At 72.3% G+C, this 19,634-nt stretch carries 14 protein-coding genes and 1 rRNA gene; 8 read left to right on the top strand and 7 right to left on the bottom strand.

Annotated features, from left to right (window positions below):
• The first annotated feature begins 180 nt into the window (after positions 1-180).
• The 6 genes from AB0I49_RS08590 to AB0I49_RS08565 all read left to right on the top strand — a co-directional run bounded on the left by AB0I49_RS08590 (position 181) and on the right by AB0I49_RS08565 (position 8,735).
• Positions 181-1,089: a hypothetical protein gene (locus tag AB0I49_RS08590; RefSeq protein ID WP_363226093.1), complete on the top strand. Its 909-nt coding sequence runs from the start codon at positions 181-183 to the stop codon at positions 1,087-1,089.
• The gene (locus AB0I49_RS08585) at positions 1,079-2,413 is read left to right on the top strand and encodes a hypothetical protein (protein WP_363226092.1); all 1,335 of its coding nucleotides are present in this window, start codon (positions 1,079-1,081) and stop codon (positions 2,411-2,413) included. Before AB0I49_RS08590 ends, AB0I49_RS08585 begins: the two co-directional genes overlap by 11 nt.
• Positions 2,410-3,969, top strand: coding sequence for an SCO6880 family protein (locus AB0I49_RS08580; RefSeq protein WP_363226091.1), 1,560 nt, complete (start codon positions 2,410-2,412; stop codon positions 3,967-3,969). Before AB0I49_RS08585 ends, AB0I49_RS08580 begins: the two co-directional genes overlap by 4 nt.
• A gap of 9 nt (positions 3,970-3,978) precedes the next feature.
• Complete coding sequence (locus AB0I49_RS08575) at positions 3,979-5,391, top strand: ATP-binding protein (RefSeq protein ID WP_363226090.1); 1,413 nt, start codon at positions 3,979-3,981, stop codon at positions 5,389-5,391.
• Between the two features lies 1 nt (position 5,392).
• A complete protein-coding gene (locus tag AB0I49_RS08570; protein ID WP_363226088.1) occupies positions 5,393-7,114 on the top strand; it encodes a type VI secretion protein in 1,722 nt (573 codons plus the stop codon).
• A 121-nt stretch (positions 7,115-7,235) separates the two neighbouring features.
• On the top strand, positions 7,236-8,735 hold the full coding sequence (locus tag AB0I49_RS08565) for an amidohydrolase family protein (protein WP_363226087.1): 1,500 nt from the start codon (positions 7,236-7,238) through the stop codon (positions 8,733-8,735).
• On the opposite strand, the gene AB0I49_RS08560 is transcribed toward AB0I49_RS08565, so the two are convergent.
• The 4 genes from AB0I49_RS08560 to AB0I49_RS08545 form a co-directional block, all read right to left on the bottom strand.
• On the bottom strand, positions 8,671-9,846 hold the full coding sequence (locus tag AB0I49_RS08560) for a serine hydrolase domain-containing protein (protein ID WP_363226086.1): 1,176 nt from the start codon (positions 9,844-9,846) through the stop codon (positions 8,671-8,673). The genes AB0I49_RS08565 and AB0I49_RS08560 overlap by 65 nt on opposite strands.
• A gap of 241 nt (positions 9,847-10,087) precedes the next feature.
• A complete protein-coding gene (locus tag AB0I49_RS08555) occupies positions 10,088-10,759 on the bottom strand; it encodes a response regulator transcription factor (protein ID WP_363226085.1) in 672 nt (223 codons plus the stop codon).
• Complete coding sequence (locus AB0I49_RS08550) at positions 10,759-11,976, bottom strand: histidine kinase (protein ID WP_363226084.1); 1,218 nt, start codon at positions 11,974-11,976, stop codon at positions 10,759-10,761. The genes AB0I49_RS08555 and AB0I49_RS08550 overlap by 1 nt, the downstream gene beginning before the upstream one ends.
• Complete coding sequence (locus AB0I49_RS08545) at positions 11,973-12,539, bottom strand: GNAT family N-acetyltransferase (RefSeq protein WP_363226083.1); 567 nt, start codon at positions 12,537-12,539, stop codon at positions 11,973-11,975. Before AB0I49_RS08545 ends, AB0I49_RS08550 begins: the two co-directional genes overlap by 4 nt.
• A 178-nt stretch (positions 12,540-12,717) precedes the next feature.
• On the opposite strand from AB0I49_RS08545, the gene AB0I49_RS08540 reads away from it, so the two are divergent.
• Together AB0I49_RS08540 and AB0I49_RS08535 are read left to right on the top strand one after the other, a co-directional pair.
• The gene (locus tag AB0I49_RS08540; protein ID WP_363226081.1) at positions 12,718-13,719 is read left to right on the top strand and encodes a hydroxyacid dehydrogenase; all 1,002 of its coding nucleotides are present in this window, start codon (positions 12,718-12,720) and stop codon (positions 13,717-13,719) included.
• A 134-nt stretch (positions 13,720-13,853) separates the two neighbouring features.
• Complete coding sequence (locus AB0I49_RS08535; protein ID WP_363226080.1) at positions 13,854-15,011, top strand: glycoside hydrolase family 6 protein; 1,158 nt, start codon at positions 13,854-13,856, stop codon at positions 15,009-15,011.
• A gap of 150 nt (positions 15,012-15,161) precedes the next feature.
• On the opposite strand, the gene AB0I49_RS08530 is transcribed toward AB0I49_RS08535, so the two are convergent.
• The 3 genes from AB0I49_RS08530 to rrf form a co-directional block, all read right to left on the bottom strand.
• On the bottom strand, positions 15,162-17,105 hold the full coding sequence (locus tag AB0I49_RS08530) for a kelch motif-containing protein (protein ID WP_363226079.1): 1,944 nt from the start codon (positions 17,103-17,105) through the stop codon (positions 15,162-15,164).
• On the bottom strand, positions 17,102-18,904 hold the full coding sequence (locus AB0I49_RS08525) for a cellulose synthase catalytic subunit (protein WP_363226390.1): 1,803 nt from the start codon (positions 18,902-18,904) through the stop codon (positions 17,102-17,104). Before AB0I49_RS08525 ends, AB0I49_RS08530 begins: the two co-directional genes overlap by 4 nt.
• Before the next feature lie 467 nt (positions 18,905-19,371).
• A 5S ribosomal RNA gene (gene rrf, locus AB0I49_RS08520) occupies positions 19,372-19,488 on the bottom strand.
• Between the last annotated feature and the right edge of the window lie 146 nt (positions 19,489-19,634).

Genomic DNA, 19,634 nt, shown 5'->3' with positions numbered 1-19,634 from the left:
CCGCGCATCGTCCCCGCGCAGACTCTTCTCCCGTCCCCGAACTCCCCCAAGTCCCACCCCCCGCACCAGAGGCTGCCTGCTGATGCCCACTCACCCCTCCTCGCCCGCAACCCCTTCCGCGCCGCTACCGTCATATACGGGCAGCCTGTCATCGACGACGTTTGAGGGGGCTTACGCGCTATGAGTCTCGACGGCGACGAGGGCTACGGCAGTGGCGGTGACCACGGCAGGGGCGGCAGAGCGGGCCGGGGCAGGGGCAACCCCGACGACCAGGGCCGCCCGACCCGCACCCGGCTGCCCGAGGGCGAGGGCGACTCCTACGACGGCGCCCGGCGCGGCGGCCGGCCCGGCCGTACGGGCCTCAGCAGCCGCAATCTGATGACCGTCGTCGGCGTCGTGGTGCTCCTCGTCGCCGCCATCGCCTTCGCGAACCGCAGCGGCGGCGACGGGGGCGACGGCGGCGGCGACAGCCCCAAGGGCGGCGACAAGAACGCCCACGCCCAGGCGACGGCCCCCACCGGCGTCAAGCCCGTGGACGGCAAGAACGACGGCATCGCCAAGGGCTTCGCCCACACCGAGCAGGGCGCGCAGAGCGCCGCCGCCAACTACGCGGTCGCGCTCAGCTCCGACGGCATGTTCCGCGGCGAGACCCGCCACCGCATCGTCGCCGCCGTCTACGCGCCCGACGTCGTCACCGCCCGGCAGAGCGACTACGACAAGGCCTACTCCGGCGAACGCTCCGTCAAGCTCGGCCTCAAGGCCGACGGCACCGCCCCGTCCGGCATGGCCTTCGTCTCCCGCACCAACCCGGCGGGCACCAAGACGGTCTCGTACCAGGACGACACCGCGAGCGTCGCCGTCTGGTACTCCACGCTCTTCGGGCTGGCCGGCGAGCACTCGAAGAACCCCGTCTCCGAGGGCTGGTACACCAGCACCTTCCAACTGAAGTGGGTCGGCGACGACTGGAAGGTCACGGCCTTCTCGCAGAAGGACGGGCCGACTCCGGTCGGCCGCGACCAGGCCGCATCCTCGGCCAAGGACATGTCCGACGCTGTGCAAGGTTTCGGAGGGTTCACCTATGCCCGGTAAACGCCGCCGACCGGCCCGCGCCCTGACGATCACCGGCGCGTTCGCCGCGGTCCAGACGACCGCGGTCCTGCTGTCGGCCAGAGCCTTCGCCGCCCCCACGCCGCCCGCGACCCCCGGCGCGACCAACAGCCCCTCCCCCGGCGCGACCAAGGAGAACTGCGAGTTCCTCCTGGGCTCGATAAAGGAGCAGTGCGAGAAGCGGCAGGGCGGCGCCCCCTCCGGCCCCAGCTCCCCCTCCAACCCCCTCGACCCCCTGTCGTCCCTCGCCAAGGGGTGCGGCGACGCCGCCGCCTGGATCGTCGGCAAGCTCTCCGGCGCCGTGAAGTCCACCGCCAACGTCGACTTCACCAACAGCGACTTCCTGCGCCAGTACGCCGTCGTCTTCGCCGCCTCCACCGTCCTGACGCTCGTCCTGTGGCTGCTGGCCGTCGCCAAGCGCGCCGTGCGCGGAGTCCCCTTCACCGAGGCGCTGACCGAGGCCATCGGCTTCCTGTGGCTGACGGTCCTGGCCTCCGCGTTCACCCCGCTGATCCTCTACACCGTGGTCTCCGCGACCGACGCCGTCACCGACGTCATCGCCAAGGGCACCGGCGCGGACAACGACGCCTTCTTCGGCAGCTTCGCGAGCGCCCTCAAGAAGGGCCAGGACATCGGCGGCGGCCCCATCATGCTGATCGTCGTCTCCCTCGTCTCCGTGCTGGCCGCGGGCGTGCTCTGGCTGGAGCTGGTCATCCGGGCCGCGCTCCTGTACGTGGGCGCGCTGCTCGGCACCGCCGTCTACGCGGGCCTCGTCGACAAGAACATGTGGGGCCACGTCCGCCGCTGGGCGGGCATCATGATCGCGGTGATCCTCGTCAAACCGATCATCGTGGTCGTACTCGGCCTCGCCGGCGCCCTGTCCTCCGGCAACGGCCCGAACGCCATCTCGGCCGTCGTCTCCGGCCTCGCCATCATCATCCTCGCCATCTTCGCGAGCGCGATGATCTACCGCTTCGTCCCCGGCTTCGGCGACGAGATCATCAACAGCCGCAGCGCCAGCAGGGACCCCGCGTCCCGGCAGGCCGCCGCCGTGATCTCCTCCCCGGCCGCCCTCGTCAAACAGGGCATCAACACGCACAGCGCCCGCGGCTCGGACGGCGGCGGGGGCGGCGGAGGCGGCGGCCAGCAGACCAAGCCAGCCAACCCCGTATCGGGCGGCGTCGCCGCCCACAGCAGCCGCGGCTCCGGCGGCGGCGCGGGGAGCGCGGGAAACAAGCCCGCCGCCCCCGCACCCCGCACGCAGGACCGCAGCACCGGCAAGACCCCAGGAGGTGACGGGCATTGACGACTCAGTCACAGGCCCAGCCGATCGCACCCCGCCGTACCTATCTGATCGGCCGCGCCCGTCCCAACGCCGTCGTCGGCAAGAACCGCGAGACCGGCGAGATCGCGCTGATTATCGCGGGCGCGTTCCTCGGCATGGTGGGCGGCCTGGTGATCCAGATCCTGCCGTTGCGCATCGCGGCCCTCTCCGGCTTCCCGATACTGGCGCTCGCCGCCGTCTACGTCCCGTACAAGAACCGCACCTTCTACAAGTGGTTCGAGATCAACCGCTCGTTCAAGCGCACCCTGCGCCGCGGCTCCTCCTACCGGTCCGCCGTCACCGAGGCCGGCACCTCCCTCGACGGCCGGGAGGTCGAGGTCGGCCCGCCGCCCGGCGTCGGCCGCATCAACTGGCTGTCCGCGCCCTTCGGCCCCGACGAGATCGCCGTCCTGCTCCACGCCGACCGGCGCACCGTCACCGCCGCCATCGAGATCGAGGGCCCCGGCGTCGGACTGCGCGACAGCGAGGACCAGGAGGCGCTCGTCGACCGGTTCGGGACGCTGCTCAAGCACGTCGCCAACGGGGACGGCTTCGTCACCCGCATCCAGATGCTGGCTCGTACGCTGCCCGCCGACCCCGACGCGCACGCCAAGGACGTCGAGCGGCGCGGCTCCGACAAGTCACCGCAGTGGCTCCAGGACTCCTACGACCAGCTCCAGTCCATGGTGTCCACCTCCTCCGAGCAGCACCGCGCGTACCTCGTCGCCTGCATGCACTTCACCCGCGAACTCGCCGCCGAGGCCAACGCCATGGCGCGCGCCTCCCGGCACGAGGCCGGCAAGCGGCGGCTCGACCGGGACGCCGGGCTCGCCGTGGTCATGGCCCGCGAGCTCACCGACATCTGCGCCCGCCTCGCCGAGGCCGACATCCGGGTCCGCCAGCCGCTCGGCCAGGGCCGGCTCGCCTCGCTCGTGCACTCCATGTACGACCCGGACCACCCCATCGACCACATCCAGGCGATGTCGAAGCGGAACGCCTGGCCCGCCGAGCTCGACGCCATGGAGCCGACGTACCTCCAGGCGAAGACCCGCGAGTCCGCCACCCGCGCGCCCTGGTGCCACTCCACGGCCTGGGTCAAGGAGTGGCCGATGACGCCCGTGGGCGTCAACTTCCTCGCCCCGCTGCTGGTGCACACGCCGGACGTGATCCGCACCGTCGCGGTCTGCATGGACCTGGAGCCCACCGACGTCGCCATCGAGCGGATGCTCACGGAGAAGACCAACGACGACGCCGAGGCGTCCCGGCAGGCCAAGATGAACCGCGTCATCGACCCCCGCGACAGCGCCCACCACGTCCGCGTCGACCAGCGCGGCGAGGACCTGGCGAGCGGCGCGGCCGGGGTCAACCTGGTCGGCTATCTGACCGTCTCCTCCCGGTCACCCGAGGCGCTCGCCCGCGACAAGCGGACGATCAGGGCGTCGGCGGGCAAGAGCTATCTCAAGCTGGAGTGGTGCGACCGCGAGCACCACCGGGCCTTCGTCAACACGCTGCCGTTCGCGACCGGCATCCGACGATAGGGGCAAGCCGTGCTCGATCCGCTCGCCGCACTGTCCGAGGCGTTCGCCAGCTTCCTCTTCGGGAAGGTGGAGACGACCCGGCCGCCCGTGCGGACCTCCACCGGCCAGGCCCAAGCCGTCTACCTGCCCACCGCCGCGCCCGGCCTCGGCGACTCGGGCGTGATCATCGGGCGCGAGGTGTACAGCGGCAAGGGGTACATCTACGACCCCTTCCAGCTGTACGGGCAGCAGCTCCCTGCCCCGCACTGGCTGGTGCTCGGCGAGTCCGGCAACGGCAAGTCCGCGCTGGAGAAGACCTACGTCCTGCGCCAACTGCGGTTCCGCGACCGCCAGGTGGTCGTGCTCGACGCGCAGGGCGAGGACGGCGTGGGCGAGTGGAACCTCATCGCCCAGGAGCTGGGGATCACCCCCGTCCGGCTCGACCCGATGGCCGCCCTGAACGGCGGCATCCGCCTCAACCCCCTCGACCCCTCGATCACCACGACGGGCCAGCTGGCCCTGCTCCGTACGATCATCGAGGTCGCCATGGGCCACGGGCTCGACGAGCGCGCCGGCTTCGCCCTCAAGGTCGCGCACTCCCATGTGAACGAGACGATCACGGACCGGCAGCCGGTGCTGGCCGACATCGTCGAGCGGCTGCGCCACCCCGAGGCGGAGTCCGCGGAGGCGATGAACGTCGACCTGGACGACGTACGGGCGTGGGGCCTGGACGTCGCGCTGGTCCTGGACCGGCTGGTCGACGGCGACCTGCGCGGCATGTTCGACGGCCCGACGTCGGCCGGCATCGACCTGGACGCCCCGCTCATCGTCTTCGACCTCTCGCACATCGACCGCAACTCCATCGCCATGCCGATCCTGATGGCCATCGTGGGCGTCTGGCTGGAGCACACCTGGATCCGCCCCGACCGCAAGAAGCGGATCTTCCTGGTCGAGGAGGCGTGGCACATCATCAACTCGCCGTTCGTCGCCCAGCTCTTCCAGCGGCTGCTGAAGTTCGGCCGCCGCCTCGGCCTCTCCTTCGTCGCCGTCGTGCACCACCTCTCCGACGTGGTGGACGGCTCGGCGGCGCGCGAGGCCGCCGCGATCCTCAAGATGGCCTCGACCCGCACGGTCTACGCCCAGAAGGCCGACGAGGCGCGGGCCACGGGCCTGGTCCTGGGGCTGCCCCGATGGGCCGTCGAGATCATCCCGACGCTCACGCCCGGCATCGCGGTCTGGGACGTCAACGGCAACGTACAGGTCGTCAAACACCTGATCACGGAGGCGGAACGGCCGCTCGTCTACACCGACCGGGCCATGACGGAGGACGGCCTCGCGCTGGAACTGGCGGTGGAGGCCGAGGCGGAGGAGCGGGCGGCGGCGGCGATGGAGGAGCGGCTGGCGGACGAGGCGTACGGCTCGTCCGAGCCGACGGTGGCGTGAGATGAGCGCGACAGGACCCATGGGGCCCGCAGGTCCCACCGGCCCCTCGGGCCCTTCGGGCCCCAAGCAGAGACGCGACGGCCAGCGGGGCGTCCCGGACGGCCTGCTGGTCGGCGCGCTGGCCTTCCTGCTGGGGCTGACGGTGCTGGTCTGGACGAGCACCGGACTCGCGGCCCTCCTCGCCCACGGCTCCTGGCCCGACGGCATCGCCTTCACCCGCACCCCGCTGGCCATACGCCGCCTCCTGGCCGCCCCGCACGACCTCGCCACGGCCTGGCCGGACGCCCCGCACGACTCCCTCTCCGGATACGGGCTGTTCTGGGGCGTCCTCATCAGCGAGCTGATGCTGCTGACCGTGCTGACGATCTTCGCGATGGGGACGTACGCGCGCTGGAAGGCGGTCCGAAGGGAGCGCCGGGCACGGGCCGCCGCAACGGGGGCGGCGGGGGGCGCGGCGGGGGCTCCTGCCGCTACGGGGGCGGCGGGCGCGGCCGGGGCTCCTGCCGCTACGGGCGTGGAGACTCCGTACGAGGCGGCTGCGGCGGCCACACCACCGGCCGAGACGCCCGCTCCAGCGTCCGCACACGCGTCCGCGTCCGCTCCCGCACCCGCACCCGCACCCGCACCCGCACCCGCACCCGCACCCGCACCCGAGACGGCAACGCCGACGGCGGTTCCGGACGCACCCGTTCCACAGAACCCCCGCCCCGCCCCCGCGGCCACCGCCCCCGACAGCGGCCTCCCCGGCCTCCCTTACACCGCACCCGCACCCGCACCCGTCCCGGCCCCCCGCGCCGCCGCCCCACCGCCCAGCCTCCGCTACGGAACCTCCCACGGCGACGCCGCCATGCTCGCCGTCCTCGAAGCCGCCGGCCCCGTCCTCGTCGTCACCAGCGACCCCGCCCTGTGGGCCGACACCAAGGACTCGCGCGCCAAGCTCGGCCCGACGCACGCCTTCGACCCGAGCCACCTCCTCGACACCCCGGACCGGCTGCGCTGGAACCCCGCCGAGGGCTGCGAGTCCCGCGGGACGGCCGCCGCCCGCGCCGCCGCGCTCCTGGCGCCCGTACGCCCCTCCGGTTCGCTGGACTCCGCGACGGCCGAGGCCGCCGAAACCCTGCTGCGCTGCTGGCTGCACGCAGCCGCCGTGGGCGGCCGGCCCTTCCGGCTCGTACACCGCTGGGCACAGGGGAACGGCGCGCACGAGCCCGTACGCATCCTGCGCACCGACCCCAAGGCGGCGACCGGCGCGGCCGGCGAACTGGAGGCCACGCTCACCGGGCACCCGGACCGCCGCGACCAGGCGCAGGAGTTGGTGGCGCGCGCCCTGGCGGCGCTCTCCTCGATCCATATCCGCGACGCGTGCACCGCACATCGCGCGGATTCGCTCGCGTTGGAGTCATTCATCGCGGAAACGGGCACGCTTTACGTTGTGGGTGAGGCGATTGAGGACCCTCGCACCCACCCGGGTGCGATGCCGCTGCTCACCGCACTCGCCGCGAGCGTGGTCGAGCACGGCCGGAGCGTGGCCGAACGGTCACCCGCCGGTCGGCTCGACCCACCACTCACGTGCGTGCTGGACGACGTCGCCGCCGTCGCCCCGCTGCCCGCGCTGCCGGACCTGCTCGCCGACGGCGCGGCCAAGGGGCTGGTGACGCTCGCCCTGATGCGCTCCGAGGAGCAGGCCCGCGCCCGGTGGCCGCACCGCGCCCTGACGCGGTAGCACTGACAGCACCCTTGATCCGCCTGCTGCCCCCACTGCTTCGCGCGCCGGACTCCGCCAGAGTCGGAGCATCACCCGGCAATCGGCGAAAGCGGAGCCCATGTCCACCGAAATACCCCCAGTGTCAGAACAATCCGGCAACGGCGCCCCGGAGCGCCTCGCGCTGACGCACGCCACAGTGATCGACGGCACCGGCGCCGGGCCCGCCCGCGACATGACGGTGCTCGTCGAAGGCGGCCGGATCACGACGGTCGGCAGGTCGTCCGAGGTCCCGGTGGACGAGGGCGTACGGACCGCGGACCTCACCGGCAAGTACCTGATCCCCGGCCTGATCGACGCGCACGTCCACAGCCCGGCCCTGGAGGAGATCGCCCCGCCGCTCTACCCGCTCGCCGGCGTCACGACGGTCCGCGAGATGTGGGGCGAGCCGCTGCACCACGAGTGGCGGCGGAAGATCGACGACGGGGAGCTGCTCGGCCCCCGCTGGGTCATCGGCAGCGCCATGGTCGACGGAACGCCGTCCCTGTGGGCCGACGACGCGGGCTCCGTCCTCCTGGCCGGCGACGAACACGCCGCCCGCCAGGCAGTCCGCCGGGCCGAGGCGGACGGCGCGGACTTCGTGAAGGTCTACTCCCGGCTCTCGCGCGGGGCGTATCTGGCGGTCGCGGACGAGGCGCGCCGCCTGGGCATACCGTTCGCCGGGCACTGCCCCGACGCCGTGCCGGTCGCCGAGGCGAGCGGCGCGGGCCAGCGCAGCATCGAGCACCTGCACGCGCTCCTGCTGTCGACGGCCTCGCGGGAGCAGGAGACGGAGATCCGCCGCGGCCTCGCCGAGGTCCGCCTGGAACCGGTGCCGAGCAGCCTGGACCGCTACCACCGCTGGTTCCAGCAGATCCACGAACTGGAGGGCCAGGCCGTACGGTCCTACGACCGCGAGCGCGCGAGGTCCCTCTTCCACCGGCTGGCCGCCGAGGGCACGCACGTCACGCCGACGCTGACGGTCCATCACATGCTGGAGCGGCCGGGCGAACTGCCCTCGCACGCGCCCGAGTGGACGTATCTGCCGCGCTGGATGACCGCGGCCTGGCCCGACATCCTGGAGGCCCTGATCGGCGGCCGCACGGCCCGCCAGGCCGAGCTGGTCCGGACGGCCTACGCGCACCGGCTGCGCCTCGTCGCCGAGCTGCACCGCTGCGGCGTGCCGATCCTCGCGGGCACGGACACCGGCACGGGGTACGCGGTGCCGGGCTTCGCCCTCCACGACGAGCTGAACCTCCTGGTCGACGCCGGACTGACCCCCATGCAGGCCCTCCAGTCCGCGACCCGCACCCCGGCCCGCTTCCTCGGCCTCGGCGACCGCACCGGCACCGTCGAACAGGGCCGGGCCGCCGACCTCCTCGTACTCGACGCCGACCCGCTGCACGACATCCGCAACACCCGGAAGATCGACTCCGTGGTCCTGCGCGGCCGGCTCATCGGCGCCGCGAAACGCCGCCGCCTGCTGGCCACCGTCGAAAAAGCCGCCGCCGCCGCGCCGCCCCCCGCCGACACCGTAATCAGCGGCGGCTGCGGCTGCTCCCTCCACCCCCGGCCCCATCCCCGGACGCGGACTCGGCCTTGACGTGAGCGAACGCGGCTGCGGTGATCTTCCCGACGGCCGGGTTCGCCTCCTCGCCTTTGCCGTCGGTGGAGTTGACGGAGTAGACGAGGGTGCGGCGCAGATCGCGGGTGGCGGCGATGCCCGCGTTGTATCCGTACCGGGCGCCGGACTTGCCCCACACCTCCGTGCCGTCCGGCAGCTTCGCCCGGGTCAGCCCGCTGGAGTGGACGGCCGGCCTGCCGCCCTCGCTCCCGTACTCCTTCACACGCGGCACCGTGAACATGGACTTCAGCTCGTGCTGGGGCACGACCGCGCCGCTGAACAGCGCCGTCATGAAGCGCTCCAGGTCGCCGGCGGTCGAGACGAGGTCCCCGGAGGCCCAGGTGACGGACTGGTTCCAGTCCGTCATGTCCAGGAGGCGCGCGTCGCCGAACCTGCCGCGCACCGCCTGATAGCCGTGCGTGTGCCGCCCGTGGAGCCTCGGATCGTCGCTGGGGCTGTACGTGCCGCGCAGCCCCAGCGGCTCGATGATCCGCTCCCGCACCTGCCGCTCGTACGAACTCCCCGTCGCCTTCTCGATCAGCAGCCCCAGCACGTTGTAGTCGATGTTGGAGTAGTCCTGCGCGGTGCCCGGCGCGAACTTCATGTCCTGGCGGACGGCCAGCTCGACCAGGTGCCGATGCCCCCAGGTCGTGAAGCGGTGCGCCTTCTGCCAGCCGAAGCCGGAGGGCAGGCCGGGGCTCGGCAGGCCGCTCGTGTAGTCGAGGAGCTGGGCGACCGTGATGTCCGGGTAGCGCGCCGGCAGCAGGCCGGGCAGATACCGCTGCACGGTGCCGTCGAGCGCCAGCTTCCCCTCGTGGACCAGCTGGAGGACCACGGCCGCCGTGAACGTCTTGGTGACGCTGCCCACGCGGAACCGCTCGTCGCCCCTGGGCGCGGCGTGCGTCCGCCGGTCGGTCTCGCCCGCCGCGCCGCGCCAGCTTCCGCCCGTACCGCCGACGCGTACGAGCGCGGCCGTGGAGTCCGCGTCCGGCAGCCCGGCGATCGCCGCCCGCAGCGCGGCGGCGTCCGGGGACGTACCGGCATGGGCCGCCGCCCGCCCGGTCTGCGCCGAGGCGACGGCCGGCGTCATGAGGACCAGCCCCAGGGCGGCGACGGCGATTCTCCTACGGGCCGAACGACTGCGGCTCGAACGACTGCGACTCAATCGGCGACGGCTCATTCGGTTACGGCTCATTCGGCTACGGCTCATAAGGCGGCTCCCCTGCGCGGAACGGTTCCTGCGGACGGGAACCATCCTGTTCACCGCGGCCCCCCGGCGAATCGCCGGAGCGAGCGAACTCCCCGACCGCGGGCCCCCTCCCCAGAGGGAGTTACGCCCGGTAGCCCTCCCCGACAGCGACCAGCCCCGTCTCGTACGCGCAGACCACAGCCTGCGCGCGGTCCCGCAGCCCCAGCTTCGTCAGCACATTGCTCACATGCGTCTTCACCGTGTGCGCGCTCACCACCAGCTCCGCCGCCAGCTCCGCGTTGGTCAGCCCCCGGCCGAGGAGCGCGAGCGTCTCCCGCTCCCGCGACGTCAGCACGTCCAGCGGCCGGTCGGCCCCCGGGCCGGGGCGCGGGCCGCGCGCCGCGCAGTCCGCGACGAGCCGCCGGGCGACCGACGGCGCCAGCAGCGAATCGCCCTCGACGGCAACCCGAACCGCGTGCACCAGATCGGCCCGCCGCACGTCCTTGAGCAGGAAGCCGCTCGCGCCCGCGCGCAGCCCCTCGTAGACGTACTCGTCCTCGTCGAAGGTGGTCAGCATGACCGCCTTGCACCGGGTCTCCGCGCACACCGTGCGCGCCGCCTCGATGCCGTCCATGCGCGGCATCCGGACGTCCAGCAGCACCACGTCGGCGTCGTGCCGCCGCACCGCCGCGACCGCCTCGACGCCGTCCCCGGCCTCCGCGACCACCTCGATGTCCGGCTGCGCGGCCAGGATCATGGCGAAGCCGCCGCGCACCAGCTCCTGGTCGTCGGCCACCACCACGCGGATCGTCATCACCCCACCCCCACCGGGGAGGAGATCACGAGGGGGATGCCGACGGCAACGGCGAAGCCGCGCCCGTCCGGCGCTGGCCCGGCGGTCGCCGCTCCCCCATGGGCCGCGGCCCGCTCACGGATGCCGATCAGGCCCTGGCCCGTACGCCCGGAAGCGCGCCCGGGAGGCCGGGGGCCGCCCGTCCCGTCGTCGGTCACCGTGATCGTCAGCCGGTCCGCCGCCCAGCCCAGCCGTACGGTCGCGGCGGCGGCATCGGCGTGCTTCAGCACGTTCGTCAGCGCCTCCTGCACCACGCGGTACGCCGTCACCTGCACATCGGCCGACGGGCTCGCGGCCTCGCCGACCGTCTCCAGCGCCACCTCCAGCCCCGTACGGCGCACCTGCTCCACCAGTTCCGGCAGGTCGGCGAGGGAGGGCTGCGGGACGCGTGCCGAGCGCGCTCCGTCCTCGGGGGCCTCGTCCTTGAGGACGCCGAGCATCCTCCGCAGCTGCGTCATCGCGTCCCGCCCCGCGTCCGCGATGGCGTCGAACGCCGCCTCCGCCCGGTCCGGGTCCGCCCGTACGGCCAGCGGCCCGGCCTCGGCCTGCACCACCATCACGCTGACGGCGTGCGCCAGCACGTCGTGCATCTCCCGCGCGATACGGGCCCGTTCCCGCTCCGCCGCCCGCTCGGCCGCCGCCCGCCGCGCCCGCTCCGCCGCCTCCGCCCGCTGCTCCACCGCGGCGGTGTACGCCTGCCGGACGCGGGTCAGCGCCCCCAGCGCGTACGCCGCCGCGAACACGAAGAAGGCGAAGAGGTACTCGCGGGCGGTGTCGGTGTGCAGCGCCGTGCCGACGGTGACCAGCGGCAGGCTCAGCAGCAGCGCCGCCCGGCGCTGCCGCCGCCCCGCCTCGGCGGCGACGGTGAAGACTGCGACGAGCGGGCTGTACGGGAGCGGCTGGCCGGGCCCGTCCAGCGGTACGTACGCGAACCCGGCCACCACAATGCCCACCAGCACCGTGAACGGCGCGCGGCTCCGCCACAGCAGCGGCAGCACGGAGAGCGTCGTCACCCCGTACGCCGCCCAAGTTGCGGGAGGGACGTCGGCGGCGCGGGGCACCACGAAGGGGATCGTGACCGCCGCCTGCACGATGGCCGTGATCACCGCGTCCACGGCCCACGATCCGGCCCCGCGCCCCGCCCGCCCCAGCACACGGGGCAGCGTCGCGCCGCTCACGCCTCCGGCCGCGGCAGGGCCAGCTCGTACTCGTGCTCCCCGGGCCGGCCCGGCATGTCCGGGGTCCTCCCGGTCGGCTCGAAGCCGAGCTTGCGGTAGAAGGCCAGCGCCCGGGGGTTCCGCTGGTGGACGTGGAGGCGTACGCGCTCCATGCGCGGGTCCGCGAGGGACCAGGACCACTCGACCCCCGCCCGTACCAACTCCCGCGCGAGACCGGTTCCCCGGTGCTCGGGGCGTACGTAGACGCCGATGAACTGCGTCTGCGGGGCGGTCGGGGCCCCGCCGAAGATGTGCTCCGCGTCCGGGCCGTCCGGCTTCTCGACCTGGGCGGTCACGGTGCCCACCCACTCTCCGTCCGGGCTCTCGGCGACGAAGGCGAGCGCGGTGTCGCCCGCGGCGGTCTCGCGGGTGCGCTCCCGCCAGTAGCCGTCGGGGCGGGCGTTCGCCTCGGCGAGGGTGGTGACGAAGGCGACGGAGGCGTCGGGGTCGGCGAGGGCGGCGAGCCGCAGCGCCTTGCTCTCCGCCCACTCCTCGGGGCGTATGGGTCTGATGGTGTACTCCATCAGCAGATCGTCGCCCGGCCCCGCCGCCCCGGTAAAGCCGGTTTCTCCCGCCCCGCGCGCTCCCGGTTCCCCGCGCACGCCCCCGTACGCGCCCAGGCCCCCTTGCCCGCTCCCCCGCCGCCCCCATAGCCTCCGGCCGCCCGGCGGGAACCGCCCGCCGTCACCCGAGGGGACGCGCGTGCCGGAACGACCGACCGCCGCCATGGCCATGGGCGCCGACGAGGCCGAGGCCGTACTCCCGCCGGAGCTGCGCGCCCGCCTCGCCCGCCTCACCGAGCTGCACCCCGAGCCGCTCACCGGACCGCTGGACGGCCCGGCGGCCCGTACGGTCCTGGCCCGCACCGACCTCCTCGTCACCGGCTGGGGCTGCCCCGCCCTCACCGCGGACGTCCTCGCGCACGCGCCCCGGCTACGGGCCGTGCTGCACGCCGCCGGTTCGGTCAAAGACCTGGTCAGCGACGCGCTCTGGGACCGCGGCATCATCGTCTCGTCGGCGGCCGAAGCCAACGCCGGGCCGGTCGCCGACTTCACCCTCGCCGCCGTCGTCCTGGCCGCGAAGAAGGCCCTGCCGGCGGCCGCCGCCCATCCCGCCGGCCGACCCGCGTTCCGCGACCGCCAAGGAGCCGACGGCCGCACCATCGGCGTCATCGGCGCCTCCCGCATCGGCCGCCTCGTCCTCGCCCGGCTCCGCGACTCCGGCCGCGGCCACCGGCTCCTGCTGCACGACCCGTACGTACGCGAGGACGACGCCGCGCGGCTCGGCGCGGAGCCGGTCGCCCTCGACGAGCTCTGCCGCTCCTCCTCCATCGTCACCGTCCACGCCCCCGAACTCCCGGAGACCTTCCGCATGCTGGACGCCCGGCGGCTCGCCCTGATCCCCGACGGCGGCACGGTCATCAACACCGCGCGCGGCCCCCTCGTCGACACGGACGCCCTCACCCGCGAGTGCGCCGCCGGCCGCCTCGACGCGTTCCTCGACGTCACCGACCCCGAGCCGCTCCCCGCCGGCCACCCGCTGCCCGCCCTCCCCAATGTGCTGGTCACCCCGCATATCGCCGGGGCCCAGGGCAGCGAGGCCCGCCGCCTCGGCGCGTACGCCGTCGACGAGGTCGCCCGCTGCCTGCGCGGCGAACCGCTCCTCGGCCGCGTCACCGCCGCGGACCTGCCGCGCCTGGCATGACGGACCGTCGGCTCGGCGCCGGCCCGCCGCCCCGTTCGGCCCAGCAAAATGCGGCATGACGCCCCGTCAGCGGCAAACCTTGTCTGGTCGGCCGGTTGCCGAGGTGTCACCGGGGCGCGAGCGAAAGGCATTCCATGACCGAGCAGCGCGCGAGCGGACGGTCCCGCTCCGCAAGAGCGGCCTCGGGGCTGCTGATGTCCTTGGGGCTGCTGACCGCGATCGGCTGGGCGTCCGGCCACAACGCGCGGGCCGCCCCCGCCACCATCCCCGTCCCCAATAGCGCCCCCGCCGGTCAGTACTCGCCCTTCTGGATCGACCCGCGGAGCGAGGCGCTGCACCAGACCCGCATGGTGGAGAAGCGCGGCCGGGCAAGCGACGCGGCACTGCTGCGCCGGATCTCCGACCAGCCCACGGCCGTCTGGCTCACCGAACGGGACCCGGCGGAACGGGTGCGCCGCGCCACCCGGGAGGCGACGCTCGCCGGGCAGGTCCCGGTGTTCGTGGCGTACAACATTCCGGGCCGCGACTGCGGCCAGTACTCCTCGGGCGGCGCGTCGAGCGACGAGGAATACCGCCAGTGGGTCGGCCGGATCGCCGACGGCATCGGCGGCCGCCGGGCCGTCGTCGTCCTGGAGCCGGACGCCGTGCCGCAGGCCGCGACCGGCTGCGACGGCCGGTCCCGAGTCGACGCCACGACCGAATCGGGCTCCGCGGCCGGCCTCCGCCCCGCCCCCGGCTCCCGCTCCGACCGCCGCGCGCTGCTCGCCGACGCCGTCCGCACCCTCAAGGCGCGGCCCGGCGCGGCGGTGTACGTGGACGCGGGCAACGCCGGGTGGATCCGGGACATCGGCCAGATCGCCGACGCGCTGAAGAACGCGGGCGTCAAGTCGGCCGACGGCTTCGCGCTCAACGTCTCCAGCTTCCACACCACCCGCGCCAGCCAGGAGTACGGGAACCGGCTCTCCGCCGCGCTCGGCGGCGCCCACTACGTGATCGACACCAGCCGCAACGGCAAGGGGCCGGTGCAGGAGCACACGAACCGCGGCGGCGACGCCGAGCCGTGGTGCAATCCCCCCGGCCGCGCCCTGGGCACGCCGCCCACCACGAAGACCGGCAGCCCGACCGTGGACGCGTACCTGTGGATCAAGCGCCCCGGCGAGTCGGACGGCGCGTGCCGCGGCGGCCCGCCCGCGGGGCAGTGGTGGACGGAGTACGCGCTGGGGCTCGCGCGCGAGGCGATGGGCGAGCCGGACGCGGGCGGCCCGGACCGACGAGCGGACGACCGCGAGTAGCCGAGAGCGGAGCGGACGACCGCGCGTAGCCGAAAGCGGAGCGGACGACCGCGCGTAGCCGAAAGCGGAGCGGACGACCGCGCGTAGCCGAAAGCGGAGCGGGCGGCCCGCCGAGGGGCCGCCCGCTCCGCTCTCCCTTCTGGAGAAACGTCACCGCACGTGGACCCACCGGGCCTTCGACGGCGTCCCCCGCCCGTCCGTGACGAAGAGCATGTACCAGCCGCGCGGCACCAGCGCCCGGTCGCGCGGCACCGTCACCTTCATCCGCCCGCCGTGCCGCTCGAAGGCCAGCTCGATGGAGCGCTGCTCGACGTCGGTGGCGTGGGTGACCGCGCTGGGCCGCATGAGCCGCGCCGTCCGCACGGAAGCCTTGGCCGGAACGGCGAACTCCGCCGAGCCGCCGCGCTCCACCTCGGTCGTCCCCGCGCCGAGCTCGGGCCGCGTACGCCCGTACAGATACGGCGGGGTGTAGACCTCGATGCGCTTCTCGAACTCGGCGACGGCCGTGTTGGCCCGGTCCGCGAAGAGCGGGTTGGAACCGAACACCGCGATCCGGCCGTCCGGCAGCAGCATCGCCTCGGAGTGGTAGTCCCGCCCCACCGCCGGATCGGCCGCCGGCCGGAACGAGCGCCGCGCCGGGTCGTAGAACTGCGCCTTGTGGATGTCGCTGGCGCCCTTGCCCCGGTAGTCCTTCGAACCGCCCGTGGTGAAGACGGAGTCATCCGGCGCGAGCACCGCGTTCAAATACCGAGTGCCCCGCCCGAGACCGGGACCGGGACGGAAGACGGGATCGTCCTGCGTGAGGTCCGCGATGGCCGTACGGCCCGTGGAGCGGTGCGACTCGCCGACGCCGCCGCCCCCGAAGATCATCACCTTCTGGCGCTGGGCGGGCGGCAGCAGCACCGACGCCGACGTCTCCGTCTGATCGCTGTCGCGCAGCCCCGGCACCGGCTTGAAGGTGTTCGCGTCGGGGTTCCACAGCCCCGGCCGCCGGCCCTTGTCGGCCGGGCCGTAACCCGCGTTCGAACCCGAGTAGAAGAGATTGCCGCCCTTGGTCAGAAAGAGCGCCGGATACGTGGGGAAATACCGGTGCGGGCCCTCGGACCACTTCTTGGACTTCGGATCGTAGATCTCGTTGTCCCCCGGAATGATCTCGCCCATGTCGTCGAGCCCGGATACGGCCAGCACCTTGCCGTTCTTGAGCGTCACCAGAGTCGGGTACCAGCGGGCCTCGGCCATCGGGTCGACGGGAATGTACCGCTCGGCGATCGGGTCGAACTCGTAAGCCTCCTTCAGCCCCTGGAAGTCCTTCTTGTCCAGGCCGAGTTTGGTGGCCAGACCGTAGTGGTTACGGGCGTCGGCGCCCTTCTCCCCCACGATCTCGTACTGCGCCGCCTCGTTCGAAATACCCTTCTCGCCCTTGCGCACGGCCTCCACGAAAACGCGGGCCTGCCCGGCGGTGACCGTGACCTTCCCCTTCGCCCGCTTCCCCTTGCCGCGCCCGGCGAACTTCTTCTCGGCACGGGGGACGAGGACATTGAGCTGCGAGACGTACTCCTTGCCGCCCGGCCCCCGGAACACCGTGCCCTTGGGAAAGGTCTTCGGGGCGTCCGGGTCCTCGTTCTTGATGACCATCGCCCCGCCGGCCCGCGTGACATCGCCCTTCAGCTTCTCGTACCGCGCGGTGCCGCCCGCCACGAGGAGGTTGCCATTGGGGAGTTGGGCGTGGCCGCCGCAGAACATGTCCTTCGGAGTGTCGATCTCCTTGAACGTGTTCTTCACCGGATCCCACAGCACACTCTGGAACGTGCCCGCCCGGAAGTTCTTCTCGTCGTTCCCGGAACCGGCGATCATCAGCACTTTCCCGGTGTGCAGCAGCGCCGCGTGGATCGAATTGATCCGGTACTTCTCCGGCACGTCGACCAGGTCCCAGTGGCCGTAACGCGCCATGTACTCGGGCTTGTTGATCGTGTAGTCGTGGTACGCGCTCTCGGCGAAACCATAGACGGCCGGGGCGTTCATGCCGCCGAGCACCACGACGGCCGCCGCGCCGAACGCCAGCTTCCGCGTGCGTGAACTGGGACGGTACTTCACTGCGCTCCTCCCTTTCCTGCTGCTCTTTCCTCTCGCCCCGCCCGCCCGGCCATAGCCGGAACCCGACCGCCGCCGGCCTTCCCCTCATCCGCCTGGACCGCCCCGCCCGCCTCGGTCCGTACGGCCTCGACCACCGCCGCTTCCCGCCGCCCCCGACGCCGCTCACGTACGAGCGCGACCAGCCACAGCGCCACCGGAGCCAGCGAGATCACCGTGGCGAGACCGGCCCAGGTGCGCATCGCGATATGGGTATGGCCGAGAAACCCGGAAGCGACGACCGAGCCGCCGAACAGGCCCGCCCACAGCAGATGCGTGGAGAACGTCCTGACCCGGTCGGGGCTGGCCGAATCGCCCTTCGAGGTCACGACGAAACCCGCCTTCCGCCGCAGCACCGCGCCGACCAGCGACCGCGCGTACAAGGGAGCCGACAGCGCCGACATCGCCATACCGGCTGCCCCCGAAGAACCCTCCGGCTCATGCGGGCTGACGTTGTGCCGGCGATTCCACAGATAGAGACCGATCTGCAGCGCGGCGGCATCGCTGTACAGCATCATCCACATCTGCGACTCGATATGGATTCCCGAGGCCCCGAGCCCCAGGAACAGCACACAGGAGACCCCGCCGAGAATCCAGTTCACCGCGGTCATGGGGTAGTACGCGACAAGCAGCCCGTAATTCAGCATCCGCCCCGGCGACAGCGTGAACGCCGCCCGCCAGAACTGCCGGAAAAGGGTCTCGTACGTGCCCCGGCTCCAGCGCAACTGCTGGTTGAAGAAGTCGGTCCAGGTCGAGGGCCCTTCCCCGACGGCCAGCACATCGGGCGTGTAGACGGACCGCCACCGGTTCCCCGACCGCGGATTGCGCTGCCGGTGGATCTCCAGCCCCGTCGCCATGTCCTCGGTGATCGAGTCGAACAACCCCCCGACCTGCTGGAGCGCGCTCACCCGCACACAGTTGTTGGTCCCGACGAACATCGGCGACCCGTACGCGTTGCCCGCCCGCTGAATGAGCGCGTGAAAGAGGAACTGCTGGCTCTCGGACGCCTTGGCCACGGTGCTGTCATAGTTCCCGTACACCTGCGGACCGACGACGAACGCCACATCCGGGTCGCGGAAATAGCCGAGCATTCGCTCCAGGAACTCCGGCAGCGGCACATGGTCGGTGTCGACGCAGGCCATGAACTCATAGCCGGAGCCATGCTCGTCCAGCCACGCGTTGTAATTGCCGTGCTTGGTCTTCGCCCGAAAGGACCCGCTGGGCTGATTCCACTTCTCCACCCCTTTGCGCGAGAAGTGCCGGACCCCCAGCTCCTCGCACATCCGCCGCACCTCGGGGTCATTGCCCTCGTCCAGCAGCCAGACATGCAGCGTCCCGTCGTGCCGCAGCCGCATCGCGCCCTCCAGCGTGGCGCGCAGCATGTCCATCGGCTCCTTGCCGGGAACGAAGCTGGTCAGAAACGCCACCCGGGTGCCGGGCTCGGCGGTCACCGGAACGGGATCGCGGGCCACGAGCGTGGCATGGGCGTTGGAGACCACGTTCACGAAGCGGAACGTCTCCAGAAGCCCGATCGAGACCAGCATCACCCAGTCGGCGGCGGTCTCCCAGCCCGAGACGTACTGCCGGTGCACCCAGTGATCCGGCCGGACCAGCCACACCAGAAGCACGAGGGAGACGATCGGCGCCGCGGTCAGCAGCAGCGCGGTACGCACCCGGTGCGCCCCGCGCCCGAGCAGGCTGTGATAGCGAACGCGGTACGGCGCGTCACCCGTACGGTCTGGTTCGGTGAGCGGCCCGGCCAACCGGCTGAAACGCTCATAGTCATAGCTCTGACCGCGGTCCTGGTCCCGTGCCGCCTCCTGGCCGCCCCCACGGGCAGCGGCAGGAGCCGGAATGCGCCGGCGCTGACGGTCCTTGTCTCGGTGGGCAGTTCTCTGTGTGGTGGGCACGGCATCCCCACGTCCTTCTCCTGCCCCAAATGGGCAGAAAATAGAATAATGGCGAAGGAAAGATAACTAATCTGACCGACCATCAGGACGTAGGACGAACCTCGGCGTGGCGTGGATCACACGAAAGGCCGTAGAACACTTGAGCCCATGAGCGGGCAGCACACACCCAGCCGCCGGCACTGCACACAGAGGCGGCCGACGACCGGAACCGGAGGCCGGGGCCGGGGCCGAGGATCAAACCGTTCGTCGACGACAACCGCCTCAGAACGCAAAAATGCCGGTGTCCCGGACCACAAGGTCCGGGACACCGGCTAAAAATTGTTCGGCGGCGTCCTACTCTCCCACAGGGTCCCCCCTGCAGTACCATCGGCGCTGAAAGGCTTAGCTTCCGGGTTCGGAATGTAACCGGGCGTTTCCCTAACGCAATGACCACCGAAACACTATGAAATAACCACCCGGCAACAACACAGGTCATTACTTCAGAACCAACACAGTGGACGCGAGCAACTGAGGACAAGCCCTCGGCCTATTAGTACCAGTCAACTCCACCCGTTACCAGGCTTCCATATCTGGCCTATCAACC

The sequence above is a fragment of the Streptomyces sp. NPDC050617 genome, assembly GCF_040654795.1.
Taxonomy (GTDB): domain Bacteria; phylum Actinomycetota; class Actinomycetes; order Streptomycetales; family Streptomycetaceae; genus Streptomyces.
This window is presented reverse-complemented; position numbering and strand designations above follow the sequence as displayed.

Excerpts from the sequence above, each read along its gene's own strand:
- AB0I49_RS08590 (WP_363226093.1), top strand. The coding sequence starts at position 181 with ATGAGTCTCGACGGCGACGAGGGCTACGGCAGTGGCGGTGACCACGGC.
- AB0I49_RS08585 (WP_363226092.1), top strand. The coding sequence starts at position 1,079 with ATGCCCGGTAAACGCCGCCGACCGGCCCGCGCCCTGACGATCACCGGC.
- AB0I49_RS08570 (WP_363226088.1), top strand. The coding sequence starts at position 5,393 with ATGAGCGCGACAGGACCCATGGGGCCCGCAGGTCCCACCGGCCCCTCG.
- AB0I49_RS08560 (WP_363226086.1), bottom strand. The coding sequence starts at position 9,846 with ATGACGCCGGCCGTCGCCTCGGCGCAGACCGGGCGGGCGGCGGCCCAT.
- AB0I49_RS08555 (WP_363226085.1), bottom strand. The coding sequence starts at position 10,759 with ATGACGATCCGCGTGGTGGTGGCCGACGACCAGGAGCTGGTGCGCGGC.
- AB0I49_RS08545 (WP_363226083.1), bottom strand. The coding sequence starts at position 12,539 with ATGGAGTACACCATCAGACCCATACGCCCCGAGGAGTGGGCGGAGAGC.
- AB0I49_RS08535 (WP_363226080.1), top strand. The coding sequence starts at position 13,854 with ATGACCGAGCAGCGCGCGAGCGGACGGTCCCGCTCCGCAAGAGCGGCC.